The organism is Streptomyces tibetensis, assembly GCF_007655005.1.
GTDB classification, from domain to species: Bacteria; Actinomycetota; Actinomycetes; order Streptomycetales; family Streptomycetaceae; genus Streptomyces; species Streptomyces tibetensis.
The window spans coordinates 27,492-50,808 of the sequence record NZ_SZVW01000010.1 but is presented as its reverse complement, the minus strand read 5'-3'; the positions used below and the strand labels follow the sequence as shown (position 1 = coordinate 50,808).

18 protein-coding genes are annotated in these 23,317 nt (G+C 71.6%); 8 read left to right on the top strand and 10 right to left on the bottom strand.

The genetic code is table 11. From position 1 onward, the window contains the following. Positions 1-201: 201 nt before the first annotated feature. A complete protein-coding gene (locus FDO69_RS18135) occupies positions 202-1,227 on the bottom strand; it encodes an AraC-like ligand-binding domain-containing protein (RefSeq protein WP_234387981.1) in 1,026 nt (341 codons plus the stop codon). A gap of 28 nt (positions 1,228-1,255) precedes the next feature. Between FDO69_RS18135 and FDO69_RS18130 the strand changes: the two genes are divergently transcribed. From FDO69_RS18130 to FDO69_RS18105, 6 genes are all read left to right on the top strand, one after another. Beyond that, complete coding sequence (locus FDO69_RS18130; protein WP_104780885.1) at positions 1,256-1,639, top strand: hypothetical protein; 384 nt, start codon at positions 1,256-1,258, stop codon at positions 1,637-1,639. Positions 1,640-2,065: 426 nt separating this feature from the next. Then, positions 2,066-3,769 (top strand): NAD-dependent malic enzyme, encoded by a 1,704-nt coding sequence (locus FDO69_RS18125; protein ID WP_104780884.1) that lies wholly within the window; start codon positions 2,066-2,068, stop codon positions 3,767-3,769. Between the two features lie 129 nt (positions 3,770-3,898). Continuing rightward, positions 3,899-4,957, top strand: a complete 1,059-nt coding sequence (locus FDO69_RS18120) for an AEC family transporter (RefSeq protein ID WP_104780883.1) — start codon at positions 3,899-3,901, stop codon at positions 4,955-4,957. A gap of 88 nt (positions 4,958-5,045) precedes the next feature. After that, positions 5,046-6,785, top strand: coding sequence for an FUSC family protein (locus tag FDO69_RS18115; protein ID WP_104780882.1), 1,740 nt, complete (start codon positions 5,046-5,048; stop codon positions 6,783-6,785). A gap of 112 nt (positions 6,786-6,897) precedes the next feature. Next, on the top strand, positions 6,898-7,788 hold the full coding sequence (locus tag FDO69_RS18110; protein WP_104780881.1) for a LysR family transcriptional regulator: 891 nt from the start codon (positions 6,898-6,900) through the stop codon (positions 7,786-7,788). Between the two features lie 220 nt (positions 7,789-8,008). Continuing rightward, positions 8,009-8,677 carry a hypothetical protein gene (locus FDO69_RS18105; RefSeq protein ID WP_104780880.1) on the top strand — a complete coding sequence of 223 codons (669 nt, stop codon included), beginning with the start codon at positions 8,009-8,011 and terminating at the stop codon, positions 8,675-8,677. Positions 8,678-8,702: 25 nt separating this feature from the next. On the opposite strand, the gene FDO69_RS18100 is transcribed toward FDO69_RS18105, so the two are convergent. The 9 genes from FDO69_RS18100 to FDO69_RS18060 all read right to left on the bottom strand — a co-directional run bounded on the left by FDO69_RS18100 (position 8,703) and on the right by FDO69_RS18060 (position 19,772). Then, positions 8,703-10,223 (bottom strand): NCS1 family nucleobase:cation symporter-1, encoded by a 1,521-nt coding sequence (locus FDO69_RS18100; protein ID WP_104780879.1) that lies wholly within the window; start codon positions 10,221-10,223, stop codon positions 8,703-8,705. Positions 10,224-10,361: 138 nt separating this feature from the next. Continuing rightward, on the bottom strand, positions 10,362-11,384 hold the full coding sequence (locus FDO69_RS18095; protein ID WP_104780878.1) for a TIGR03842 family LLM class F420-dependent oxidoreductase: 1,023 nt from the start codon (positions 11,382-11,384) through the stop codon (positions 10,362-10,364). Positions 11,385-11,395: 11 nt separating this feature from the next. Beyond that, on the bottom strand, positions 11,396-12,799 hold the full coding sequence (hydA, locus tag FDO69_RS18090) for a dihydropyrimidinase (RefSeq protein ID WP_104780877.1): 1,404 nt from the start codon (positions 12,797-12,799) through the stop codon (positions 11,396-11,398). A 76-nt stretch (positions 12,800-12,875) separates the two neighbouring features. Beyond that, positions 12,876-13,718 carry a nitrilase-related carbon-nitrogen hydrolase gene (locus FDO69_RS18085; protein ID WP_104780876.1) on the bottom strand — a complete coding sequence of 281 codons (843 nt, stop codon included), beginning with the start codon at positions 13,716-13,718 and terminating at the stop codon, positions 12,876-12,878. A gap of 155 nt (positions 13,719-13,873) precedes the next feature. Then, complete coding sequence (locus FDO69_RS18080) at positions 13,874-15,460, bottom strand: PucR family transcriptional regulator (RefSeq protein WP_104780875.1); 1,587 nt, start codon at positions 15,458-15,460, stop codon at positions 13,874-13,876. A 25-nt stretch (positions 15,461-15,485) separates the two neighbouring features. Continuing rightward, on the bottom strand, positions 15,486-16,772 hold the full coding sequence (locus FDO69_RS18075) for an aspartate aminotransferase family protein (protein WP_104780874.1): 1,287 nt from the start codon (positions 16,770-16,772) through the stop codon (positions 15,486-15,488). Beyond that, positions 16,769-17,611, bottom strand: coding sequence for a nitrilase-related carbon-nitrogen hydrolase (locus FDO69_RS18070; RefSeq protein WP_104780873.1), 843 nt, complete (start codon positions 17,609-17,611; stop codon positions 16,769-16,771). The genes FDO69_RS18075 and FDO69_RS18070 overlap by 4 nt, the downstream gene beginning before the upstream one ends. 170 nt (positions 17,612-17,781) lie before the next feature. Next, positions 17,782-19,422 carry a hypothetical protein gene (locus FDO69_RS41230; protein ID WP_104780872.1) on the bottom strand — a complete coding sequence of 547 codons (1,641 nt, stop codon included), beginning with the start codon at positions 19,420-19,422 and terminating at the stop codon, positions 17,782-17,784. A gap of 98 nt (positions 19,423-19,520) precedes the next feature. Beyond that, positions 19,521-19,772 (bottom strand): helix-turn-helix domain-containing protein, encoded by a 252-nt coding sequence (locus FDO69_RS18060; RefSeq protein WP_104780871.1) that lies wholly within the window; start codon positions 19,770-19,772, stop codon positions 19,521-19,523. 32 nt (positions 19,773-19,804) lie between these two features. Between FDO69_RS18060 and map the strand changes: the two genes are divergently transcribed. Together map and FDO69_RS42710 are read left to right on the top strand one after the other, a co-directional pair. Next, positions 19,805-20,572, top strand: a complete 768-nt coding sequence (gene map, locus FDO69_RS18055; RefSeq protein WP_104780870.1) for a type I methionyl aminopeptidase — start codon at positions 19,805-19,807, stop codon at positions 20,570-20,572. Positions 20,573-20,758: 186 nt separating this feature from the next. Then, positions 20,759-23,296, top strand: a complete 2,538-nt coding sequence (locus FDO69_RS42710) for an ATP-dependent Clp protease ATP-binding subunit (RefSeq protein WP_104780869.1) — start codon at positions 20,759-20,761, stop codon at positions 23,294-23,296. The last annotated feature ends 21 nt before the right edge of the window (positions 23,297-23,317 follow it).

The window sequence follows — 23,317 nt, the reverse complement described above, 5'->3', positions numbered from 1 at the left end:
TTTACGTGTACCGGCTCGGACGATGGGCACTCAGGATGGGTGCCGGGGAGAATCTGGGGAGTTTGCGCCGGACACCTCCTCCCACTCCAGGTGTCGGCGGCGATCGCGCCACCGTACTTCGTCGTCAGCACGCGAACCGAGCAATCCCTGCAGTTGTTCTTCGCCTCGAAGGCTCGCGAACAGTGGACCCCGTACTGCCGCTCAGCCCGTTGACCCGCGGCGCAGGTCGCTGACGGTTTCGCCGAACTCGCGTTTCAGGGCCCGGCCGAGGTGTTTGGTGTCGTGCACTCCCCATCGTGCCGCGATCGTGGCTGTGGAGATGTCCGCGCAGGCGGGGTCGAGAAGGTCGCGGCGGATCCGTAGCAGGCGTTCATGCCGGACCCAGGCGGCGAAGGTCAGGTCACTGCCTTTGACAAGCGCGTGGAGGTACCGGACTGAGATGTGGTGCCGGTGCGCGACTCGTTCCGCACTGAGGTGGGGGTCGCCGAGGTGGGCCAGTGCGTAGACGCGGATACGGTCGGCGAGGCCGCTGGCGACGGAAGCCCGCTCGGGAGTGGTGTCGGCAAAAGTGGCGAGGAGGAGGGCGGTGAGCGCGTCGGCCACATACGTGCGTGACGGGCCCTGACAGGGAAGGTCCTCGTAGACGGCGGACAGTGCGTGGCCGAGGAGTCTGCCGATCCCGCCCTGAGTGGATACGGGGAGCGCCGTGCGCCGGCCGAGGGAGGCCGCGTGCCTTCCGAGACCTGGCCGCGGAACGCAGAGCACGGTCATCTCACTGGAGTCGGCACCGATGAGCCGGTAGGGCCGGGTGTTGTCACAGGCGAACACCTCACCGGGTTTCACCGTCGCCGTCCGGTCATCCTGGACCGCCGTGACCTGGCCGTGGTGGAGCAGATTGAAATGAATCCACTCCACGTCGCTGGAGGTGATGCTGCGGTTGTCTCGCGTCACTGTTGCGGCGGCTGCCTGGATGCGAGCGACGACCACGGGCCCGATGACTGTGTGGTCGACGACTGCTTCGAATCCCTGGGGGCCGGGATCGGTCACCCGCAACGGGGCGAACAAGGCCGAGGCAACGGCCTCGAACGACTCAGTTCCTCTTAATCGGGAGCCCTTGCGAACTGTCATGCCGATCTCCCCCCAGCTCACTGTTTGCGCGGACATTTTACTGCCTCGTTGTGCACGAACTGGAGAGGCACAGTGCGCGCATTGGTGCTCTTGGGTCACAGATCGCCCCTACAGTCGTCAACGACCGATGTACGACGTCGACAACTGGGGGATTTGCATGTTCAAAGGCCGTATCGCAAAGGCAGTTGCCTCGACAGCGCTCGTCCTTGGGGCAGCGACGGCGTTCGCGCCGGGCGCAGCAGCGGACAGCGCCTCGTCGCTGACCGCTGTCCCGACGTCCGGCGACTCCGCCCTGCAGTCGTGTTGGGGGCAGCGGGTGACCGGCAGCGCGGGCCACAAGGGGAACAAAACCTGGTGCGACTCGGGGCGGTACCGTGAAGTGATCACGTGTGAGACTCTGGGCGGCTACCAGTACGTGCATTACGGCCCGTGGGTATGGGCGAGCGCGGAGAGCGTCGCATGGTGCAACCTCGGCGACGCGATCATCGGGGACCGGACGCAGGTGGGCTGAGTCAGTTCCGTTCGGGGAACAGTCGCCACGGCTGTTCCCCGAACGGCTTCATAGGACTTCCCTTTCGGGCTGCCACCCTTTCTCGTTCGGCAGCAAGGGCGTCCTCCGCTTTCAGGGTGCCGAGTTCCGCTCGAACGTTCCCAGTAATACGCCGGCGAGGGATACGGCCACACCCCCCTTTCTTGCGCTGGGACTCGACCTTGCCGTCATCCGGCAGGCACCTGACAGGGCCGGCACTTCACCGAAAGACGCTGAAAGACGCGTCACACTCCGCGGCCGGACCGACTCCCCGTCCCGTGAAAACCCGCAGGTCAGAGCTCGAATGCTCTGAGGTTATGGATCGCTACGCTGCCAGGCATTGGACGCATGACACGCAGCGTCACAGTCTGGGACGAGTCCCCGGTCCCGACCTTCTGAGGAGTCATCATGGGCACAGAGAGGAGCACCGTCGACGGTGTCATCCGGACGAGCGCGCGCGGCCACTCCGTCCTGAACAGTCCGCGTCTGAACCGGGGTACGGCCTTCACCCGGCGGGAGCGGCAGGAGCTCGGGCTGACCGGCCTGGTGCCGCCGCAGGTCCTGACGCAGGACCAGCAGGCCGCCCGCGCCTACACCCAGTTCCGGTCCCAGCCCGACGACCTCGCCAAGAACGTCTATCTGACGGCGCTGCGCGACCGCAACGAGGTGCTCTTCCACCGGCTCCTCGGTGACCATCTCGCCGAGATGCTGCCGATCGTCTACACCCCGACCGTGGGTACGGCGATCGAGCGCTACAGCTACGAGTACCGCCGCCCGCGCGGCGTGTACCTGTCGGTCGACGACCCCGAGTCCATCGAGAGCTCCCTGCGCGCCTCCGGGCTGGGCGCCGACGACGTCGACCTGATCGTGGCGACGGACGGCGAGGCGATCCTCGGCATCGGTGACTGGGGTGTGGGCGGCATCGACATCGCGGTCGGCAAGCTCGCCGTCTACACGGCCGCCGCCGGCGTGGACCCGGCCCGCACCCTGGCGGTGATGCTGGACGTCGGCACCGACCGGCAGGAGCTGCTGGACGACCCGCTGTACCTGGGCAACCGGCACCCGCGCGCGGACCGGGACCGCTACGACGCGTTCATCGACGCCTACGTCGCCGCGGCCACGAAGCTGTTCCCCGACGCCCTGCTGCACTGGGAGGACTTCGGCTCGTCCAACGCCCGCCGGATCCTGGACCGCTACCGCGAGAAGACGCTCACGTTCAACGACGACATCCAGGGCACCGGGGCCGTCAATCTGGCCGCCGTGCTGTCCGGCGTGCGCGCCGGCGGTGCCGCACTGCGCGACCACCGGGTGGTGCTCTTCGGCGCCGGAACCGCCGGCATCGGGATCGCCGAGCAGCTCCGCGACGCGATGATCGCCGACGGGCTCACGCCGCGGGAGGCCGCGGAGCGCATCTGGGCCGTGGACCGTCACGGCCTCCTGGCCGAGGGCCAGCAGGGGCTGCGGGACTTCCAGATGCCCTTCGCCCGTGGCCGCGCCGAGGTCGCCGACTGGCGGCACGACGAGAACCTCGGCGGTGTTCCGCTCGCCGAGGTCGTCGACCGGGTGCGCCCGAGCGTCCTGATCGGCGCCTCGGGGCAGGGTGGTGCCTTCACCGAGGACATCGTCCGCGCCATGGCCGCGCACACCGACCGTCCGGTCATCCTGCCCCTGTCCAACCCCACACGGCTGGCCGAGGCCGTCCCCGCCGACCTGCTCGCCTGGACCGGCGGCCGGGCCCTGATCGCCACCGGCAGCCCCTTCGAGCCGGTGGAGACGGACGGCGTCACCCACCACATCGGGCAGGCCAACAACGCGCTGGTCTTCCCCGGGCTGGGTCTCGGCACGGCCGTCGCCCGGGCCGAGCGGATCACCGACGGCATGCTGGTGGCCGCGGCCCGCGCCATCGCGGACCAGACCGACCCCGAGGCACCGGGCGCGCCGATCCTGCCCCCGATCGACCGGCTGCGCGACACCTCCGTGGCGGTGGCCGTGGCCGTGGCCCGTGCCGCGCTCGCCGACGGCGTCGCCCGGGAGAGCGTCGACGACACGATCGAGGAGCGCGTCCGCGCGGCCATGTGGCATCCGGTGTACCCGCCGATCGAGGCCGTCTGACGGGCCTCCGCCCGGGTATCGCTCCCCACCCCCCAAGGGGGCGCCGACCGGCTTCCCTCGGCTCTCTGACCTACCGTCACCGGCCCGCACGGTCGCGCCCCCGCCTTGCTTCAAAGGATTGACGCAGTCATGTCTTTCGCCGAGATCTTCACCGTCGTGGTGCCGGTCTTCCTCCTCATCCTGGTCGGTTACGGAACCGGCCGCCGGGCGCTCTTCGACGCGGGCGGCGCCCAGGCACTGCGCGAGCTGACCATGCAACTCGCGCTCCCCGCCGCCCTGTTGCTGAGCATCTGGCAGACCCCTCGGCACGTGCTGGTCGAGCAACTGCCCCTGGTGGGCCTGCTGGCGTTCGGGTTCCTCGCCGTGTACGCCGTCCTGCTGGGCGTTCTGCGCCTCGCGGCCCGCCGGCCGCTGAGGCGGGCGGCCCTGTTCGCGCTGGCGTGCGTCCAGCCGCAGTACGCCTTCATGGGCACGTCGATCCTGGGGGGCCTGTTCGGGACCGCGGAGGCCGCCGTGCCGATCGCCGTCGCGGGCATCATCGTCAACGTCGTTCTCGACCCGGTCGTCCTGATCCTCCTCGGCATGCCGGAACATCCTCAGCCCCGGACGGTCACCGCCGGAGTGGCGGCCCCCGCACGGCGGCACGCCCTGGCCACCGTCGGCGGGGGCGCGCCCGAGGCGGCCACCGAGCCGGCCTCCACCGAGACCGGATCGCCCGGCCCTCGCCCCTCCGTGCCGCGCACCGTCGGGCACGCGCTGCGCGAACCGTTCTGCTGGGGGCCCGTCCTGGGCCTGGTGCTGTCGGTCGCCGGGGTCGGTGTGCCGGAGATCGCCGACTCCGCGCTGAGCCTGCTCGCGGGCGCCGCCTCGGCGACGGCCCTGCTGTACGTCGGCGTCTCCGTCGCCCGGATCGGCCGGCCCGCGCTGTCCCCCGCCGTGTGGGCGGTCTCGCTCACCAGCGTGGTCGTCCTGCCCCTGCTCGTCTACGGGGTGGGGCTGCTCCTGACCTCCGAGGCGGTCGCCGCCCAGGCCGCGCTGATCCTCGCGTTCCCCGTCTCGCCCGTCCCCCTGATGTTCGCCGCCCGGCACGGCTCGGCCGAGGACGTGCGGACCATCGGCTCCGCCGTCGTACTGAGCCTGCTCCTCTCCTTCGTCACCCTGCCCCTGCTCATCGAGCTGGTCGGCTGACCTCGGCCGGGGCACCGCGCTGCCGGGGCCACGCCTCGCGCGCTCCGCACCCGGCCTCCAGCCGGCCACCCGAAAGGACACGGCCCTCATGACATCAGCTGCTGACTCGCGACCGGACCGCCCGCGCCGCCCGTCGCGGCCGTGGGGGCCGCGCTCCGTTCTCGGCCGCCTGCCCGGATCCCTGCCGTTCGCCGCGGCGGCGCGGGGGGCCGTCGCGCTCGCGCTGCCCCTGCTCGTCGGGCTCGCCACCGGGTGGGTCGTGCTCGCGGCGATCGCCGCCATCGGCGCCCTGTGGGGGGTGAGCCAGGACGGTTCGGATCCGTACCGGGTCCGGGTGCGGCGGTTGGGCTGGACCGGGGTGTCCAGTGCGCTCGGCCTGCTCGCCGGTGAAGTCGCCCTGCGCAGCGGGGAGCCGGCGGCGGTGGCGGGGTGCCTGGTGGCGGCCGCGCTCGTGGCGGGCGGCGTCGGCCTGCGCGGGCGTATCGCGTCCGTGTCGGGCATGCACCTGCTGCTCGGCGTCACGATCGGCAGCGGCATCCCCGTACCGGGGCCGTGGTGGCAACCGCCGCTGGCACTGCTCACCGGTGTCGCCCTCGTCCTCGTGCTGTCCGCGGCACCCTGGCTGTGGCGCCGGCACCACGTCGAACGGGCCGCCGTGCTGGCCGTGTACCGGAGCGCGGGCGAGGCGCTGAGGGCGGCGGGCACCGAGACCGCCGAGGAGGCCCGCCTGCGGATGACACTGGCCCTGAACCACGCCCACGAGGTGATGGCCCCCCATCTCTCCCCGCGTGGGCGGCGCCAGCGGGACGAAACCGGTGACCTGGTCCGGGCGTTCCACTACGCCGTGCGGCTGGGCGAGGCTGTGACGGCGGTGGTGTGGGAAGGCCGTGCGCTGCCGCCCGCGCTGACCCGCGTGCCGCGGCACCTGGCCGGACGTCTGCTGCCGGGCCGCCTCGCGGCCCCGGAGGAGCGTGCGGCGCCGCCCGCACCGGTGACCGGCTCGCCGGGCACGCGCGCCCTGGCCGAACTGGTCACCGCCGTGGACGGTGAACCGGACGGGGCCGACCTGGAGTTGCGTCTGCCGGCGCACGAGGGGCCCGGACGGGCGGCGCGAATGCGGTACGCCCTGCTGCTGGCCGGGTGCGTGCTCGCCGCCCATGTGCTCGCGGAGGTGCTGCACCGCCCTCGCGGTTACTGGCTGCCCATGACGGTGGCCTTCGTCTACAAACCCGACTTCGGACCGCTGTTCCCGCGGGCACTGCACCGCTGCGTCGGCACGATCGTCGGGGTGGCCGCCATCGGGGCGGTGTCCGCGGCGGCCACCGGCACGTACGCCGTGGTGGGTGTCGTGGCGGTGTTCGGCGCGCTCATGGCCATCGGTGTGCGGCACCACTACGCGCTCGCCACGCTGGGCCTGACCGCCGTCGTGTTCGTGCTGCTCGACCTGCTGGGCGACCACCGTCCGTTGTACGGCACGCGGGTGGTGGACACGGCGGTGGCGTCCGCGCTGGTACTCGTCGCGCACTTCGCGGTGTGGCCGGACTCCGCCCCCCACCGCGCCGAGGCGCAGACCGAGGCCGCCGTCGCCGCCGCACGGCGCTACCGGGACGCCGCGCCGGAAGCGGGCCCGGTCCAGCGGCAGTCGCTGCGCCGTACCGCCTACCACCAGCTGGCCGAGGCGCGCCGCACGGTCGCTCACGCCCGGCGCGAACCGGCCCGCCGCGGGCGGCCGCTGCCCGACTGGGAAAGCGCGATCACGGCGGCCGAACAACTCTGCGACCAGGTGACGGCACACGCGGTCGCGGGTACGGCGAGGCCGGTCCGGTAGCGGATGCCGGGCATCGGCTCGGCAGCGGTCGCGGTCCGAATCTCGCCCCGGGGGCGATCCATGCTGCCGTCGCCTGGGTCATCAGTGACCCATGACGGGGAAGAATGGCGCCATGGATCTTCAGGTGCTTCGTTCCTTCCAGTCCGTCGCGGAGGGGACGACGGTGACCGATGCCGCCACGGACGCCGGCATCACCCAGCCCGCCCTGTCCCGGGCCCTGGCCCGGCTGGAGGACGAGGTCGGCGCCGAGCTCCTGCAGCGCGTCGGGCGCGTGCTGCGCCTCACCCCGGCGGGCCGGGTGTTCAAGGAGTACGTCGACGGGGTGCTCGACAACTACGACCGGGGCCGGCGAGCCGTGGCCGAGATGGTCCACCCCGACTCGGGCGTGGTGTCGCTCGCCTTCCTGCACACCCTGGGCACCTGGCTGGTCCCCCAGCTCGTCACCGACTTCCGGCGGACCTTCCCGCAGGCGCAGTTCGAGCTGCACCAGGACGGCGAGATGGGCCTGACCCGGCACCTCCTCGACACGACCGCGGATCTGGTCATCACCAGCAGCGACCCGGGCCACCCCCTCATCACATGGCGGCGCCTGCTGGTGGAGCCGCTGCGGCTGGCCGTCCCGTCCCGGCACCGGCTGGCCAAGCGCCGCCGGATCCGCCTGGCCGAGGTGGCAAAGGAGCGGTTCATCCTGCTCAAGCAGGGATACGGGCTGCGTGACATCACCGCGGGGCTGTGCCGGGAGGCCGGCTTCGCACCCCTCATCGCCTTCGAGGGCGAGGAGGTGGAGACCCTGCGTGGTCTGGTCGCCGCGGGTCTCGGGGTGTCCCTGATCCCGTCGTCGCCGGACGTCACGGCGGCCTCCGAGTCCCCGATCCGCTACTTGGAGATCACCGACGTACGGGGCGCCCGGGACATCGGCATCGCCTGGCTGAGCTCCCGCGCCGTGCCGCCGATCACCCGGCGCTTCCTCGACCACGCGCTGCGGACGTCGACCGTGGAGTGAATGTCCCTTCCTGTCGCGGGAAGTTGGGGCATGTCCGACCTTGTCCGGGGCGACGCCGACGGGTCGAGCCGGGCGCAGCGCGACGGCGCCGACACGCACGGTGTTCCACAGAACCTGTGGGGGAGGCCGCACTTCCGCAGCACGGGGACGCATGTGACACTGTCGTCCCGTCCGCCGTGCGGACCCGTTCCGCACCGTCCGTCCCCACCTGAAGGGCGCCGTGCGTTCCCTACCTCTGCCCCTGGCCCTGACCGCCCGTCTGTCCCCGGTGGTGGTGCTCGCCGCGGTGGGCTGGGCGCTGTCGTCCGGTCCGCTCGCCGCGCCGCAGGCCGCCGGGCACAAGCCGGCCGAAGAGAAGACCGAGACCCGCTCAGAGTCCGCCCCGTCGACGTCGACGGTGCCGAAGACGTACTCGGCCTCGCCCGCCCCGTGCGAGGCCGTCGCGAAGAAGACGATCGAGGCGCTGGTGCCGGGCGCCAAGACGGCCGGCAAGGAGATCCCGTCCACGGACTCGGAGCTGCGTCGCACCTGCTCCTGGAACGCGCTCAAGGGCTACGACTACCGCTGGCTCGACGTGTCCTACGAGGTCATGGAGTCGGACGAGGCCGCGCAGAAGTCGTACGAGGCACACACCGAGAAGCAGAGCGGCGGCGGGGCGGTACCCGGCCTGGGGGACAGCGCGTACTCCGTCGTGAACCTCACGACCGAGGACAAGCAGGAGACCCGCGAGGGCGTCGTGTTCGCCCGCGCCTCCAACGCGCTGGTGACCATCACCTACAACGGCAGTGACTTCGAGTCGAAGAAGGCGCCCAGCACGGACACGATCAACAAGGGCGCGATCAAGGCCGCGAAGGAAGCTGTGGCCGCGCTGGAGAGCGACAAGCGCTGAGCGCTCTCCAGCGCGCCGGTCCTGCTCAGTCGGTGCTGCGGCCCCGGGTGGCCATCAGGACCAGGTACAGGATCATCGAGGTGCCCAGGCCCACGGCCCAGCCGTAGTCGGCCAGACCGGCCAGCGCCGGGATGGGACGGCCGTCGATCAGCGGCTTGAAGCTCGCGCCGCCCACGGCGAGGACACCGCCGACCGCGAAGGCGACGACGGCCCGCCAGTTCCAGCCGCCCTCGTACCAGTAGCGGCCGCCGGGCCGGTACAGGTCGGCGAGGTCGAGCCGGGCGCGGCGCAGGATCCAGTAGTCGGCGATGAGGATGCCCGCGACGGTGCCGAGCAGGCCGCCGACCAGGCCGAGCCAGGTGAAGATGTAGCCCTGCGGGTCGGAGTACAGCTTCCACGGGAAGATCAGCACACCGAGGACGCAGGTGGTGAGGGCGCCGGCCCGGAAACTGATGCGCCGCGGGGCGATGTTGGAGAAGTCGAACGCCGGCGAGACCAGGTTGGCCGCGACGTTGACGGAGAGGGTCGCCACCAGCACGGTGACCAGCGCGAAGAGCAGGCCCACCGTGCTGTCGGTCTTGGCCGCGAGCTGCACCGGGTCCCAGACGGCCTCGCCGTAGACGGCCTGGGAGCCGGAGGTGACCATCACCGACAGAAAGGCGAACAGGGTCATGGTGGTCGGCAGGCCGAGGGCCTGGCCCCGGGTCTGTGCCTTCTGGCTCCTGCCGTAGCGGGTGAAGTCGGGGATGTTGAGCGACAGCGTCGACCAGAAGCCGATCATGCCCATCAGGGCGGGGGCGAACAGCTTCCAGAAGTCGGCGCCCCAGCCGAGCTTGGAGGGCTGGTCGAAGAGCGGGCCGAAGCCCCCCGCCTTGTCGCTCATCCACCACAGCATCACGAACGCGCCGACGAGCACGAAGGGCGCCGCCCAGTTCTCGAACCGGCGGATGGTCTCCATGCCGCGGTAGATGATGACGACCTGGAGTGCCCAGAAGATCGCGAACGAAAGCCACATGGTCCAGGCGTAGCCGCCGACCTTCGCCGCGTCCGTCCAGCCGCTGCCGATGAGCTTGCCGGCGAGGAAGTAGATGGCCTCGCCGCCGATCCAGGTCTGGATGCCGAACCAGCCGCACGCCACCAACGCCCGTACGACGGCGGGCAGGTTGGCGCCGCGGATGCCGAAGGAGGCCCGGGCGAAGACCGGGAAGGGTATGCCGTACTTGGGCCCGGCGTGCCCGGTGAGCAGCATCGGTATCAGCACGATGACGTTGGCCAGGGCGATGGTGAGCACCGCCTGCTTCCAGTCCATGCCGACGGCGATGAGCCCGGAGGCGAGGGTCCAGGAGGCCGTGTTGTGGGCCATGCCGACCCACAGGGCGGAGAAGTTGTACGTGGTCCAGGTGCGCTTGTCGACCGGGACCGGCAGCAGGTCCTCGTTGGCGTAGGGGCCGGTCGGTGCGGGGGCGCCCGGGGCGATCTCCACCCGGCCGTCGGCGAGGGTGACTTGGGTGGTCGGCGGTGGGGCCGTGGGAGCGGTATCGGTCATGGGCCGGGCCAATCAGGGGAGGTGGGACGGGAAAGGCCGTGCGGTGAGCCGATGGGGGGTGCGCCGGGAGGCGTCCTGGGCCCCCTTCCCGAGCCGCTGGGAAGGGGGAGTTCACAGAGGGTGGAGCGGCGGCGGAGGTCAGCCGCCCACGGCCGGGATCACCTGGGATCCGTAGGCCTCGATCACGGCCTCCTGCGCGTCGTGCATGTCGTAGACGGCGAACTGGTCCACGCCGAGCGCGCGCAGCGCCTCCAGTTTCTCGATGTGCTTCTCGACCGGGCCGATGAGGCAGAACCGGTCGACGATCTCGTCGGGCACGAACTGGGTGTCCGGGTTGTCGGCGCGTCCGTGGTGGGAGTAGTCGTAGCCCTCGCGGGCCTTGATGTAGTCGGTGAGTTCGTCGGGGACGGCGGCCGAGTGCTCGCCGTACTTGGAGACGAGGTCGGCGACGTGGTTGCCGACCATGCCGCCGAACCAGCGGCACTGCTCGCGGGCGTGGGCGAGCGCCTCGGGCGAGTCGTCCTCGGTGACGTACGCCGGTGCGGCCACGCAGACCGTCACCTCGGCGGGGTCCCGGCCGGCCGCGACGGCCGCGTCCTTCACGGCCTTGACCATGTACTCGGTGAGATAGAGGTCGGCCAGCTGGAGGATGAAGCCGTCCGCCTCCTCGCCGGTCATCTTCAGGGCCTTGGGGCCGTACGCGGCCATCCACACCGGCAGTTCGGCACCCGGCTTGATCCACGGGAACCGGACGACGGTGCCGCCGCCGAGGTCGGCCTCCCGTCCGGCGCCGAGGTCCCGGATGACCTTCATGGCCTCACTGATCCGGGCCAGGGTGTTGGGCTTGCGGCCGGCCACCCGCATCGCGGAGTCACCGCGGCCGATGCCGCAGACCGTGCGGTTGCCGAACATGTCGTTGAGGGTGGCGAAGGTGGAGGCGGTGACCTCCCAGGTGCGGGTGCCCGGGTTGGTCACCATCGGCCCGACCTTCAGGGTCGTGGTGTTGGCCAGGATCTGGCTGTAGATCACGAACGGTTCCTGCCACAGCACGGCGGAGTCGAAGGTCCAGCCGTACGTGAAGCCGTTCCGTTCCGCGCGTTTCATCAGGCTGATCACCCGCGAGGCCGGCGGGTCGGTCTGCAGGACGAGTCCGAAGTCCATCTGCGCCACTCCTAGTTGAGGTACTGACAGGTGGAACGCGGGGTGAACACGCCGTGCCCGGCGCGCCCGGTGTACTCCCGCTCGGTGATGACGGGTTCGCCGCGCGAGAGCACCGTCTCGACCCGGCCGGTGGTGCGTTTGCCCTCATAGGCCGAGTAGTCGACGTTCATGTGGTGCTCTGAAGCGGACATGACCTGCTCGGCGTGCGGGTCGTAGATGACGACGTCGGCGTCGGCGCCCGGCGCGATGGTGCCCTTCTTCGGGTACAGGCCGAACATCCGGGCCGGGGTCGCGCAGGCGATCTCGATCCAGCGGCGGCGCGAGATGTGCCCGTCGACGACCGCCTGGTGGAGGAGGTCCATACGGTTCTCCACGCCCGGCAGACCGTTGGGGATCTTGGAGAAGTCGCCGCGGCCGAGGTCCTTCTGGCCCGTGAAGCAGAAGGGACAGTGGTCGGTGGAGACGACCTGGAGGTCGTTCGTGCGCAGGCCCCGCCACAGTGCGGCCTGGTGTTCCTTCGGCCGGAGCGGGGTGCTGCACACGTACTTCGCGCCCTCGAAGTCCGGCTCGGCGAGGTTGTCGGTGGACAGGAACAGATACTGCGGGCAGGTCTCGCCGAAGACGTTCAGCCCCTCGTCGCGGGCCCGGGCCAGCTCGGCGACCGCCTCCGTCGCCGAGACGTGCACGACGTACAGGGGTGCGCCGGCCACCTGCGCGAGTTTGATGGCGCGATGGGTGGCCTCCGCTTCGAGGAGGGCCTTGCGGACCTCCCCGTGGTAGCGGGGGTCGGTCTCCCCGCGCGCCAGGGCCTGCTCCACCAGCACGTCGATCGCGATGCCGTTCTCGGCGTGCATCATGATCAGGCCGCCGTTCTCGGCGGAGCGCTGCATGGCGCGCAGGATCTGGCCGTCGTCGCTGTAGAAGACGCCCGGGTAGGCCATGAACTGCTTGAAGGAGGTGACACCCTCCTCGACCAGGTGGTCCATCTCCTTGAGGGTGTGCTCGTTGACGTCGGAGACGATCATGTGGAAGCCGTAGTCGACGGCGCAGTTGCCGTCGGCCTTGGCGTGCCAGGCGTCGAGTCCCTCGCGCAGGCTGTGGCCGACGCTCTGCACGGCGAAGTCGATGATCGTCGTGGTGCCGCCCCAGGCGGCGGCGCGGGTGCCGGTCTCGAAGGTGTCGGAGGCGAAGGTGCCGCCGAAGGGCAGCTCCATGTGGGTGTGGGCGTCGACGCCGCCGGGGATGACGTACTTTCCGGTGGCGTCGATGGTGCGGTCGGCCGTGAAGGCTTCTGCGGCGGGGGTGTGGGAGGTCGCGAGGGCGGCGATTCGGCCGTCCTCGATCAGGACGTCGGCGTGTAGTTCGTCGGAGGCGGTGATGACCAGGCCACCTCGGATGACGGTTCGGGTGCTCATGCTCTGTCGCTCCTCGCCGTTTGAACGTGACGGTTGACTGTGGCTGGTCGCGCAGTTCCCCGCGCCCCTGGGTTTCTCAGGGTGCTGTCAGTGGCCCGTACGCCCCCGGCGCCCGGTCCCGGTAGAACTGCCAGCGGTCGCGGACCTCGCGGAGTTTGGCCATGTCCAGGTCCCTCACCACCAGTTCGGGCTCCTTGTCGCTCGCCACCTCGCCGACGAACTGGGCCTCGGGGTCCACGAAGTACGAGGTGCCGTAGAAGTCGTTGTCGCCGTACTCCTCGACGCCGACCCGGTTGATCGCGCCGACGAAGTACTCGTTGGCGACGGCCGCCGCCGGCTGTTCCAGCTGCCAGAGGTAGCCGGACAGGCCGCGGGAGGTGGCGGACGGGTTGAAGACGATCTCGGCACCCGCGAGGCCGAGTGCGCGCCAGCCCTCCGGGAAGTGGCGGTCGTAGCAGATGTAGACGCCCACGCGGCCGACCTTCGTGTCGAAGACGGGCCAGCCGCTGTTGCCGGGGCGGAAGTAGAACTTCTCCCAGAAGCCCCTGACCTGCGGGATGTGCGTCTTGCGGTACTTGCCGAGGTAGGAGCCGTCCGCGTCGATCACGGCGGCGGTGTTGTACAGGACGCCGGGCTGCTCCTCCTCGTACATCGGCAGCACCAGGACGATGCCGTGTTCCTTCGCGAGTGCCTGGAAGCGCCGGACGATGGGGCCCTCGGGGATCTGCTCGGCGTACTCGTAGAAGGCCGGGTCCTGGACCTGGCAGAAGTAGGGGCCGTAGAACAGCTCCTGGAAGCACAGGACTTGAGCGCCCTGAGCTGCCGCGTCGCGGACCGCCTGCTCGTGGACCTGGATCATCGATTCCTTGTCGCCCGTCCAGGCGGTCTGGAAGACGGCGGCGCGGATCACTTGGCTCATCGGGACCTCCGGTCGCTCGGTGTGCCGTGAGCCTAGGAAGTCGCGTGGTCGTCTTTGAGTTGCACCGTGTCACGTCTGAGGGCGTGCGGCGTGCCACCGTGTCACACTTGTGCGGACCCATGTTTCACCGCCGTTTTCCCAGGTGGTCGCGTGTTTCACTGTTGTTGCGCGTCGTGCGCGAGGAGTGCGATGTGCACCGAGGCGGCCTGCTCGAAGTCGTCGAGGTCCACCCCGAGCCGGACTTGTATGGACTCCAGACGGCGGTAGAGGGCCGGCCGGGAGACGTGGTGGAGCTGGGCCGTGCGGGACTTGTTGCGGCCGGTGGCCAGGTAGGTGCGCAGGACGGACAGCAGGTCCTCGTCACCCTCGCGCAGCAGCCCGTCCAGCTCCCGCTCCGCGAACGACTGCACGTGCGGGTCGTCGCGCAGCAGCCGGATCAGGCCCCGCAGGTGGACGTCCTTCAGGCGTACGACCGGCGGGAGGTCGAGGACGGCGGAGGAGTCGGCGACGGCGTCCGCGACATGCTGGGCCTCGCGCAGTCCGGTGGGTACGTCGTCCCAGGCGGCGCGGGGTTCGGCCGCCGCGACGACCGTGTGGTCCGGGCCGGTCTCGGTGCGCAGCCGGGTCGCGAAGTGCGCGGCGAGGGCGCCCGCGTCCTGGTCCCGGGGCAGGCTGAGCAGCACGGCGGTGGCGCCGTCGGCGAGTTCGGCGACCAGCCCGGGCAGGCCCAGCAGCCGCAGGAGCCGTTCGAGGCGGGCCGGGTCGCCGTCGCGGACGACCAGCGGCACGAAGGTGCGCCGGTTGACGGGCAGCCCGGCCGCGCGGGCCCGGGGCAGCAGTTGCCGTGCCGGTACGACGCCGCTGACCAGGTCGGTCAGCAGGCTCTGCGCGGACTGCTCCTCCCAGGAGCACGCGGCGCCGCCACCGAGCATGCGGTGCAGGACGAGGGCCTCGGCGGCACGGTCGGCCAGCAGCCGTCCGGTGGCGGTGTCGCCGCGATAGCCGCACAGCACGATCCGGCCCCAGCGCTCCCCGCGTCCGCCCAGTTCGGCCCGGATCCAGCCCTCACCCTCAGTGCCTGAACGGCCTGGGTGGTGCCCCCACGCCTGCCGGGCGATGCGCTCCCAGTCGCGCAGCACGTCGTCCACCGCGGGCCGCTCCCCCGCCGTGCCGAGGACGCGATGGGCGAGGTTGGTGACGACGACCGGGCAGGCACTGTGCCGCGCGACCTCGTCGAGCAGACGCTGCAGGGGTGCGCCGGCGGTGATGAGGGCGATGAGTTCGGTGCGGACGGCTTCGGAGAGGCTGACGGCGGCGAACTTGCGGCGCACGAGCCGCGACTGGACCTCCTCGGTCAGGTCGGCGAAAGGGAAGGGCCGGTGCAGGACGACCATCGGCAGTCCGCAGCGTTCGGCCGCCCGGCGCATCACGTCCGGCGCCGCGGGGAAGGCGCGGCCGAGTCCGAGGACGACGGCGGCAGCCTCGGCGCGGTGCAGGGACCGGATGTACTCGGCCTGTTTGTCCTCGTCGCCGGCGAGCAGCACGCCGGTGGTGAGGACCATCTCGCCGCCGCTGAGCATCACTCCGACGTCGGCGGCCTCGGCGACGTGCACCCAGCGCACGAGCCGGTCGAGATGTCCCGCGCCGGCCACCACCTCGGGCTCCCCGGCGAGCACCCGCTCCAGGGTGAGGACATGCCGCACCGACAGGGCGGGCTCCAGGGAATCCAGGGTGATGGTCATGGCGGGTCCCTTGCTCAGTGCACTGCTACTGGATGCTCCTCAGAGCGTCTTCGAGGATCGCGGCGCCCTCCTCGGCCTCCGCGACGTTGAGGGACAGCGGCGGGGCGACGCGCAGCGAACTGGTGTTGTGCCCGCCGCCCTTGCCGATCAGCAGGCCGCCCTCGCGGGCCGCCTCCAGCACGGCCGCCGCGGTGTGCGGATCGGCCTCGTCGGTCCCCGGTTTCGTGATCTCGATGCCGATCATCAGCCCGCGTCCGCGTACCTCCCGTACGGCCGGGACGTGCGCGCCGACGGCCCTCAGCCGCTCGATGAGCAGTCCGCCGACGCGCCGGGCGTTGCCCTGGAGGTCGTGTTCCAGCAGGTAGTTGAGGTTGGCGAGGCCCGCCGCCATGGTGATCTGAGTGCCGCCGAAGGTGGAGATGCTGTTGGAGTCCAGGCAGTTCATGATCTCGGAGCGGGCGACGACCCCGCCGATGGACATGCCGTTGCCGATGCCCTTGGCGAAGGTCATGATGTCGGGCGGCCCGCTCTGGCCGTGGGCCTGCCAGCCCCAGAAGTGCTCGCCGGTGCGGCCCCAGCCGGTCTGCACCTCGTCGGCGATCCACAGGATGCCGCGCTCGTGCAGCACCTCGCGGAAGGCGGCGTACAGTCCGTCCGGCGGGGCCGTGAAGCCGCCGACGCCCTGCACGGGTTCGGCGATCAGCGCGGCCGGTGCGCGGGTGTGGCCGAGCAGGTCCAACAGGTCGTCGACGCAGGCGGCGATGTAGGCGTCGTCGCTGAGGGAGGCGAAGGGGCCGCGGGTGCGTACGCCGCCGTGGACGTACAGCGTCTGGAGCGGGGAGAGCGAGGTCGGGGACCAGCCGCTGTTGCCGGTGATGCCGACGGCGCTGAAGGAACGGCCGTGGTAGCTGTTGCGCATGGCCAGGATCGTGTTGCTGCGCCGGTAGGCGGTGGCCAGCAGCAGGGCGGTGTCGTTGGCCTCGGTTCCGGACGTGGTGAAGAAGACGCGGGCGTCCGGGATACCGCTCAACTGGGCGATGCGCTCGGCGAGTTCGACCATCGGGCGGTTGAGGTAGAGGGTCGAGGAGTGGATGATCCGCCCGGCCTGCTCGCTCACCGCCTTGGTGACCTCGGGCAGCGCGTGCGCGGTCATGGTGGTGAGGATGCCGCCGAAGAAGTCGAGGTACCGGTTGCCCCGGGAGTCCCAGACGTGGCGGCCCTCGCCGTGGGTGATCTCGAGGGGCTCCTCGTAGTAGAGGGCGAGCCAGTCGGGGAGCACGGCCCGGTGGCGGCCCAGGAGGTCGTTGGTCACGGCTGCACCAGCCCTTCGTAGGCGTCGGGGCGGCGGTCGCGGTAGAAGGCCCACGTCTGCCGTACTTCTTCGATGAGGTCGAGGTCGATGTCCCGGATCACGAGCTCCTCCTCGCTGTCGCTGGCGACGTCCCCGACGAACTGCCCGCGGGGGTCGACGAAGTAGCTCGTGCCGTAGAAGTCGTTGTCGCCGTACTCCTCCTGGCCGACGCGGTTGATCGCGGCGATGTAGTACCCGTTGGCGACGGCCGCCGCGGGCTGCTCCAGCCGCCACAGGTGGGAGGACAAGCTCCGGTGGGTCGCGGAGGGGTTGTAGACGAGCTGGGCTCCGGCGAGGCCGAGCTGGCGCCAGCCCTCCGGGAAGTGGCGGTCGTAGCAGATGTACACGCCGACCCTGCCGACCACCGTGTCGAAGACGGGCCAGCCGAGGTTCCCGGGCTTGAAGTAGAACTTCTCACGGAAGCCTTTGAGCTGCGGGATGTGGTGCTTGCGGTACTTGCCGAGGTAGGTGCCGTCGGCGTCGATCACGGCCGCGGTGTTGTAGTAGAAGCCGGGCTGCTCCGCCTCGAACACCGGCGCGACGATCACCATGCCCGTCTCGCGGGCGAGCGCCCGCATGCGTCGCACGGTCGGCCCGTCGGGGACGGGCTCGGCCCAGCGGTAGTGCTCCGGCTCCTCGACCTGACAGAAGTAGGGACTGTTGAAGACCTCCTGGAAACCGATGATCTTCGCGCCCCGACGGGCCGCCTCGCGGGCGTGCTCCTCGTGTTTCGCCACCATGGACTCGGTGTCGCCGGTCCAGGTGGCCTGGACCAGGGCGGCACGTACGACGTTGGCCATGAGCTGCTCCTTCGACGCGACGTCTGCGCCTCTACGCCCGTAGAAGCAGGCCGTAGAGCCACGAACGTAAGCCTCTGGCACGGGGTTGCCAAGACCATCGTCGCCAACCCGCGGGGCATTGCGCGATTCGCACTCCTGTGGGTGAGTCGCCCGAGGCGCGACCTCGCCGGTCAGGCGGCGAATCCGGCGACCCGCAGGGCGTGCACGAGGTCCCAGTGGCGCTCGTCCGAGACACCCCGGGCCGCCTCCAGCAGGAGCGGCACGAGGCGCCCCGGTCCGGGTTCGGCGCTGCGCGCCGCCTCCTCGGGGGTGCGGGCCCTGACGTACGTGTCGAGCAGCACGCGCACCTCGCGGTGACGCCCCTCGGCGACCAGGCCGAGGACCGCCCGGCCGACCTCGGCCGGCGGCCGTGCGACCCCCTGCCGCAGCATCTGCCGGCCGTCACCCGCCCGCCCGGCCTCGACCAGTGCGTCGGCGGCGGCGACCAGCCGTCCGGCGGGCAGCGAGGCGGCCTCCCACAGCACCGTGTGCCAGTCGGCGTCCAGCCCGGCGAGGTGCAGCCGCTCCGCGAGCAGCGGAAACCGGCCGGGCTCCCAGGAGGCGACCTCGGCCAGCAGTGCGTGGGCCTCCCCGCCGCGTCCTTCGCCGCGCAGCCGGGCCAGCGCCTCCACGGTCCTTCCGACCTCGGCCCGGTCATCGGCCCCGACCGCGTCGCCCTCCCGCGCCGGGCGCTCCGTGGCCGCCTCCTCGGCGGCCCCGGCGAAGCGCGCACCGCGGAGGGTGCGGCCGGTGGTCGTGGGGGCGGGTGCGGGCAGGGTGGGCAGGGCGGGCACGGCAGAAGGCGGCACGACGACGGGTGCGGCTGCGGCTTCCTCATCCGCCATCCCGGCGAAGCGGGCACCGCCCCGCCGGCGTTTGCGCTGCTTGGGGACGGTGACGGGGTGAGGGGCCGGGGGTTGGGGGGCGGGTGGGCCGGAGGCGGGGGGTGGAGCCGGCGCGGGGGCTGGGGCGGCTGAGGTTGATGCCGGCGACGGATCTGGCGTGGGGGCGGGACCCGGGGCCGGGGTGGTGGACGGGGCCGGCGTGCCGCTCGCGAGAGGCTTCCGGGGAGCGGCCGGCCATTGCGGGGTGCGACGGCCGGTTTCCGGGGTGATGGCGTCGTACCGGGCGTCGTGCCAACCGTCCGCACCGGTCACCGTCGACGGCCTCCGGAGACCGGGCGGATCACCGGCGGACGACGATGCCGCCCCGCCGCCGTGCGCCCTCCCGGCAGCACCCCACGCCGCCGGGGACACCCTCCGCTCACGCCGGTCCAGGTAGGCCATCCGGGCCCGGAGTTCCGCACACCGCGCACCGGCCCGTTCGTGGTCGTCCCGGGCCCAGGCCAGGTCCACGCGCAAGGCGTCCGCCTGTTCGCGGGTCGTGGCCGAGGCCAGGCGGCGGGCGAGGGCGGCCTGGCGTTCGGCGGCGTACTTCTGCTCGCGGAGCATGACGTCGAGGCGGTCGCCGAGGGCGTCACGGCCGCCGGGCAGGGCGTCGTACGCGGCGAGCGCGGTGGCGTGCAGGGCGCGGGCGCGGTCCGTCTCCGGGCCGGCTCCCCCCGGGCCGTACTGCCCGGCGAGGTCCTGCAGCAGCGCCTCGACGACGTCCCAGGGGGGCATCTCGCGCCCGTCGAGGCAGGCCCGCATGCCCTCCGGGTCGCGCTGCCAGAACACGGCGTACCAGCCGCCGGACGGGTCGAGGCGTGCCAGCAGACCGTCCAGGTAGGTCGCGAACTGCCCGACTTCAGCCGGGAGTTGATCCGCCGCCATCGCTCAACTCCCGTGAGACCAAAGCACTTTTGCCCGTAGGCAACACCAGGCGTGTTACGGGAGTGCTACGGGGAGTTTTCACTCTCGGCGCAAGAGCCTCAGAGGGGCACCGGCGTGCACTGCCCGGCCAGGTCGTCCATGGACAGCCCGAGGACCCCGGCCAGCGCGGCCACCGTGAAGAAGGCCGGGGTCGGGGCCCGCCCGGTCTCGATCTTCCGCAGGGTCTCCGCGGAGATGCCCGCGCTCGCCGCGATCTCCGTCATGCTCCGGCCGCCACGCGCCTCACGCAGCAGCCGGCCGAGCCGCTCGCCGCGTTCGCGCTCTTCGGGGGTGAGAGGGGTGCGCACCATGCCCCCATTCTAATACCGGTATATTAATTGGCATGGTGGAGCTGAAGACAGACACATCTATCGAAGCGATGTACGAGGCGGGCCAGGTGGTCGCCCGTGCCCTGACGGCCGCGCAGAAGGCCGCCGGCGTGGGCGTCTCCCTGCTGGAACTGGACGAGGTGGCGCACGGCGTACTGCGCGAGGCGGGCGCGACCTCACCCTTTCTCGGGTACCGCCCCTCCTTCGCACCGACCCCCTTTCCCGCCGTCCTCTGCGTCTCGGTCAACGACGCGATCGTGCACGGCATCCCGGGCCGCTACCGCCTGCGCGACGGTGACCTCGTCTCCATCGACTTCGGCGCCGAACTGGGCGGCTGGGTCGGCGACTCGGCGCTCAGCTTCGTCGTCGGCACCCCGCACGCGGCGGACCTCCGCCTGATCGAGACCGCCGAGCGGGCCCTCGCGGCCGGGATCGGGGCGGCCGTCGTGGGCAACCGCATCGGCGACATCGCCCACGCGATCGGCACGGTGTGCCGGGGCGCCGGCTACGGCATCCCGGACGGCTTCGGCGGCCACGGCATCGGCCGCCGGATGCACGAGGATCCCGGGGTGCCGAACGAGGGCCGCCCGGGGCGCGGCATTCGGCTGCGGCACGGCATGGTGCTGGCGATCGAGCCCATGGTCATCGCGGGCGGCACGGACGACTTCCACGCGGCGCCCGACGGCTGGACCCTGAGGACGAACGACGGCTCCCGCGCCGCCCACGCCGAGCACACGGTGGCGATCACGGATTCCGGCCCGAGGATCCTCACGGCTCGCTGAGCCGCGCCCCGCGTCTCGTTCCTCCCAGTATGCCCCGAAGGTGCCCCTCGCCGACGATCGTGCGAAGGTGTTCTACGAGCGCGCCCCAGGTGTAACCGGCTGCCACCCGGGTTACCCGACCCCGGCACGTCGACAAGCGAGGGCGTCCCCCGCCCGCGCGCCGGGGACGCCGGGAACGGAAGGCCCATGAGCAGCGGCTTCACCAGCCCGGAGGGCTACGGCTCGGATCCCTTCGGAGAATTCCTCGCACGCTTCTTCGGCGGACCGCGTCCCGGTCCCCGGCAGATCGATCTCGGCCGGCTGCTCAGTCAGCCGGCCCGGGAGCTCGTCCGCGGCGCCGCCCAGTACGCCGCCGAGCACGGCAGCCGGGACCTCGACACCCAGCATCTGCTGCGGGCGGCGCTCGCCACGGAGCCCACCCGCACCCTGCTCACCAAGGCCGGTGCGAATCCCGACTCGCTGGCGTCGCAGATCGACGACCGGTCGGGACCGGCCCAGCACACCCCGGGCGACGCCCCGCCGCCGACCGCGCTGTCCCTCACCCCGGCCGCCAAGCGGGCCCTGCTGGACGCGCACGACATGGCCCGGGCCCGCGGTTACGGCTACATCGGCCCGGAGCACGTGCTCAGTGCCCTGGCCTCCAACCCCGACTCGGCCGCCGGGCACATCCTCAACGCGGCCCGCTTCGCCCCCTCCGAGCCGCCCGAGGCGCCGGAGGTCCCGCAGTCCGAGCGCCCGCGCCCGACGAACACGCCGACCCTCGACAAGTACGGCCGTGACCTCACCGAGCTGGCCCGGCAGGGCCGGATCGACCCGGTGATCGGCCGGGACCAGGAGATCGAGCAGACCGTCGAGGTCCTCTCCCGGCGCGGCAAGAACAACCCGGTGCTGATCGGTGACGCGGGAGTCGGCAAGACGGCCATCGTGGAGGGGCTGGCGCAGCGCATCTCCGAGGCGGACGTGCCCGATGTGCTGATCGGGCGCCGTGTGGTCGCCCTGGACCTCACGGGCGTCGTCGCGGGCACCCGCTACCGGGGTGACTTCGAGGAGCGGATGAACAACATCGTGGGCGAGATCCGCGCCCACTCCGAGCAGCTGATCATCTTCATCGACGAGCTGCACACGGTCGTGGGCGCCGGTTCCGGTGGCGGCGACGGCAGCTCGATGGACGCCGGCAACATCCTCAAGCCGGCCCTCGCCCGGGGTGAGCTGCACATCGTGGGCGCCACCACGCTGGAGGAGTACCGCCGCATCGAGAAGGACGCGGCGCTGGCCCGGCGCTTCCAGCCGATCATGGTGCCCGAGCCGACGGCAGCGGACGCGATCGAGATCCTGCGCGGTCTCCAGGACCGCTACGAGGCCCACCACCAGGTCCGCTACACCGACGAGGCCCTGGTCGCGGCCGTGCAGCTCTCCGACCGCTACCTCACCGACCGCCGCCTGCCCGACAAGGCGATCGACCTCATCGACCAGGCCGGCGCCCGGGTGCGGCTGCGGGCCCGGACCAAGGGCACGGACGTACGGTCCATGGAGCGGGAGCTGGAGCAGCTGACCCGGGACAAGGACCAGGCCGTCGCCGACGAACAGTACGAGCAGGCCACCCAGTTGCGCGACCGCATCGTGGATCTGAAGCAGCGGATCACCGAGGCCGGCGGTGACGGCGAGGTCGACGAGGGCCAGGACCTGGTGGTCGGGGCCGAGTCGATCGCCGAGGTGGTGTCCCGGCAGACCGGCATCCCGGTCAGCAGCCTCACCCAGGAGGAGAAGGACCGCCTGCTGGGCCTGGAGGAGCATCTGCATCAGCGGGTGGTCGGCCAGGACGAGGCCGTGCGGGTCGTCTCGGACGCCGTGCTGCGCTCCCGCGCCGGGCTCGCGGCCCCCGACCGCCCGATCGGCAGCTTCCTCTTCCTCGGCCCGACGGGTGTGGGCAAGACCGAACTGGCCCGGGCGCTGGCCGAGTCGCTGTTCGGCAGCGAGGACCGCATGGTCCGGCTCGACATGAGCGAGTACCAGGAGCGCCACACCGTCAGCCGACTGGTCGGCGCACCGCCCGGCTACGTCGGCCACGAGGAGGCGGGCCAGCTCACCGAGGTCGTGCGCCGCCACCCGTACTCGCTGCTCCTGCTGGACGAGGTGGAGAAGGCCCACCCGGACGTCTTCAACATCCTGCTCCAGGTCCTCGACGACGGCCGGCTGACCGACTCCCAGGGCCGCACGGTGGACTTCAGCAACACGGTCATCGTGATGACGAGCAACCTCGGCTCCGAGGCGATCACCCGCCGCGGCGCCACCACGGGCTTCGCGGCGGGCGGCGCCGACGCGGACGAGGAGGCCCGCCGCGAGCAGATCCTGCGCCCGCTGCGCGAGCACTTCCGCCCCGAGTTCCTCAACCGCATCGACGAGATCGTCGTCTTCCGCCAGCTGACCACGGAGCAGCTGCGCCGGATCACCAACCTCCTGCTGGACCGCACCCGGTCCCTGGTGCGGGGCAAGGGCGTCACGGTGACCTTCACCGACCGGGCGGTGGAATGGCTGGCCGACCGCGGCTACCAGCCGGAGTACGGCGCCCGCCCGCTCCGCCGAACGATCCAGCGCGAGGTGGACAACGAACTGTCACGGCTGCTGCTGGACGGCAGGGTGTCGGAGAACGGCCAGGTGACGGTGGATGTGGAGGACGGCAGGCTCGCGTTTCAGACGCAAGAGGCAGCAGCGCCCTCGCCCTAGGGGCGCGGGGCTGTGTCGATG

Bases quoted from the DNA above. Each gene is read 5' to 3' on its own strand.
- FDO69_RS18130 (WP_104780885.1), top strand. From the start codon at position 1,256: ATGTACGACGTCGACAACTGGGGGATTTGCATGTTCAAAGGCCGTATC.
- FDO69_RS18125 (WP_104780884.1), top strand. From the start codon at position 2,066: ATGGGCACAGAGAGGAGCACCGTCGACGGTGTCATCCGGACGAGCGCG.
- FDO69_RS18120 (WP_104780883.1), top strand. From the start codon at position 3,899: ATGTCTTTCGCCGAGATCTTCACCGTCGTGGTGCCGGTCTTCCTCCTC.
- FDO69_RS18115 (WP_104780882.1), top strand. From the start codon at position 5,046: ATGACATCAGCTGCTGACTCGCGACCGGACCGCCCGCGCCGCCCGTCG.
- FDO69_RS18110 (WP_104780881.1), top strand. From the start codon at position 6,898: ATGGATCTTCAGGTGCTTCGTTCCTTCCAGTCCGTCGCGGAGGGGACG.
- FDO69_RS18100 (WP_104780879.1), bottom strand. From the start codon at position 10,223: ATGACCGATACCGCTCCCACGGCCCCACCGCCGACCACCCAAGTCACC.
- FDO69_RS18095 (WP_104780878.1), bottom strand. From the start codon at position 11,384: ATGGACTTCGGACTCGTCCTGCAGACCGACCCGCCGGCCTCGCGGGTG.
- hydA (WP_104780877.1), bottom strand. From the start codon at position 12,799: ATGAGCACCCGAACCGTCATCCGAGGTGGCCTGGTCATCACCGCCTCC.
- FDO69_RS18085 (WP_104780876.1), bottom strand. From the start codon at position 13,718: ATGAGCCAAGTGATCCGCGCCGCCGTCTTCCAGACCGCCTGGACGGGC.
- FDO69_RS18080 (WP_104780875.1), bottom strand. From the start codon at position 15,460: ATGACCATCACCCTGGATTCCCTGGAGCCCGCCCTGTCGGTGCGGCAT.
- FDO69_RS18070 (WP_104780873.1), bottom strand. From the start codon at position 17,611: ATGGCCAACGTCGTACGTGCCGCCCTGGTCCAGGCCACCTGGACCGGC.
- FDO69_RS41230 (WP_104780872.1), bottom strand. From the start codon at position 19,422: ATGGCGGCGGATCAACTCCCGGCTGAAGTCGGGCAGTTCGCGACCTAC.
- FDO69_RS18060 (WP_104780871.1), bottom strand. From the start codon at position 19,772: ATGGTGCGCACCCCTCTCACCCCCGAAGAGCGCGAACGCGGCGAGCGG.
- map (WP_104780870.1), top strand. From the start codon at position 19,805: ATGGTGGAGCTGAAGACAGACACATCTATCGAAGCGATGTACGAGGCG.
- FDO69_RS42710 (WP_104780869.1), top strand. From the start codon at position 20,759: ATGAGCAGCGGCTTCACCAGCCCGGAGGGCTACGGCTCGGATCCCTTC.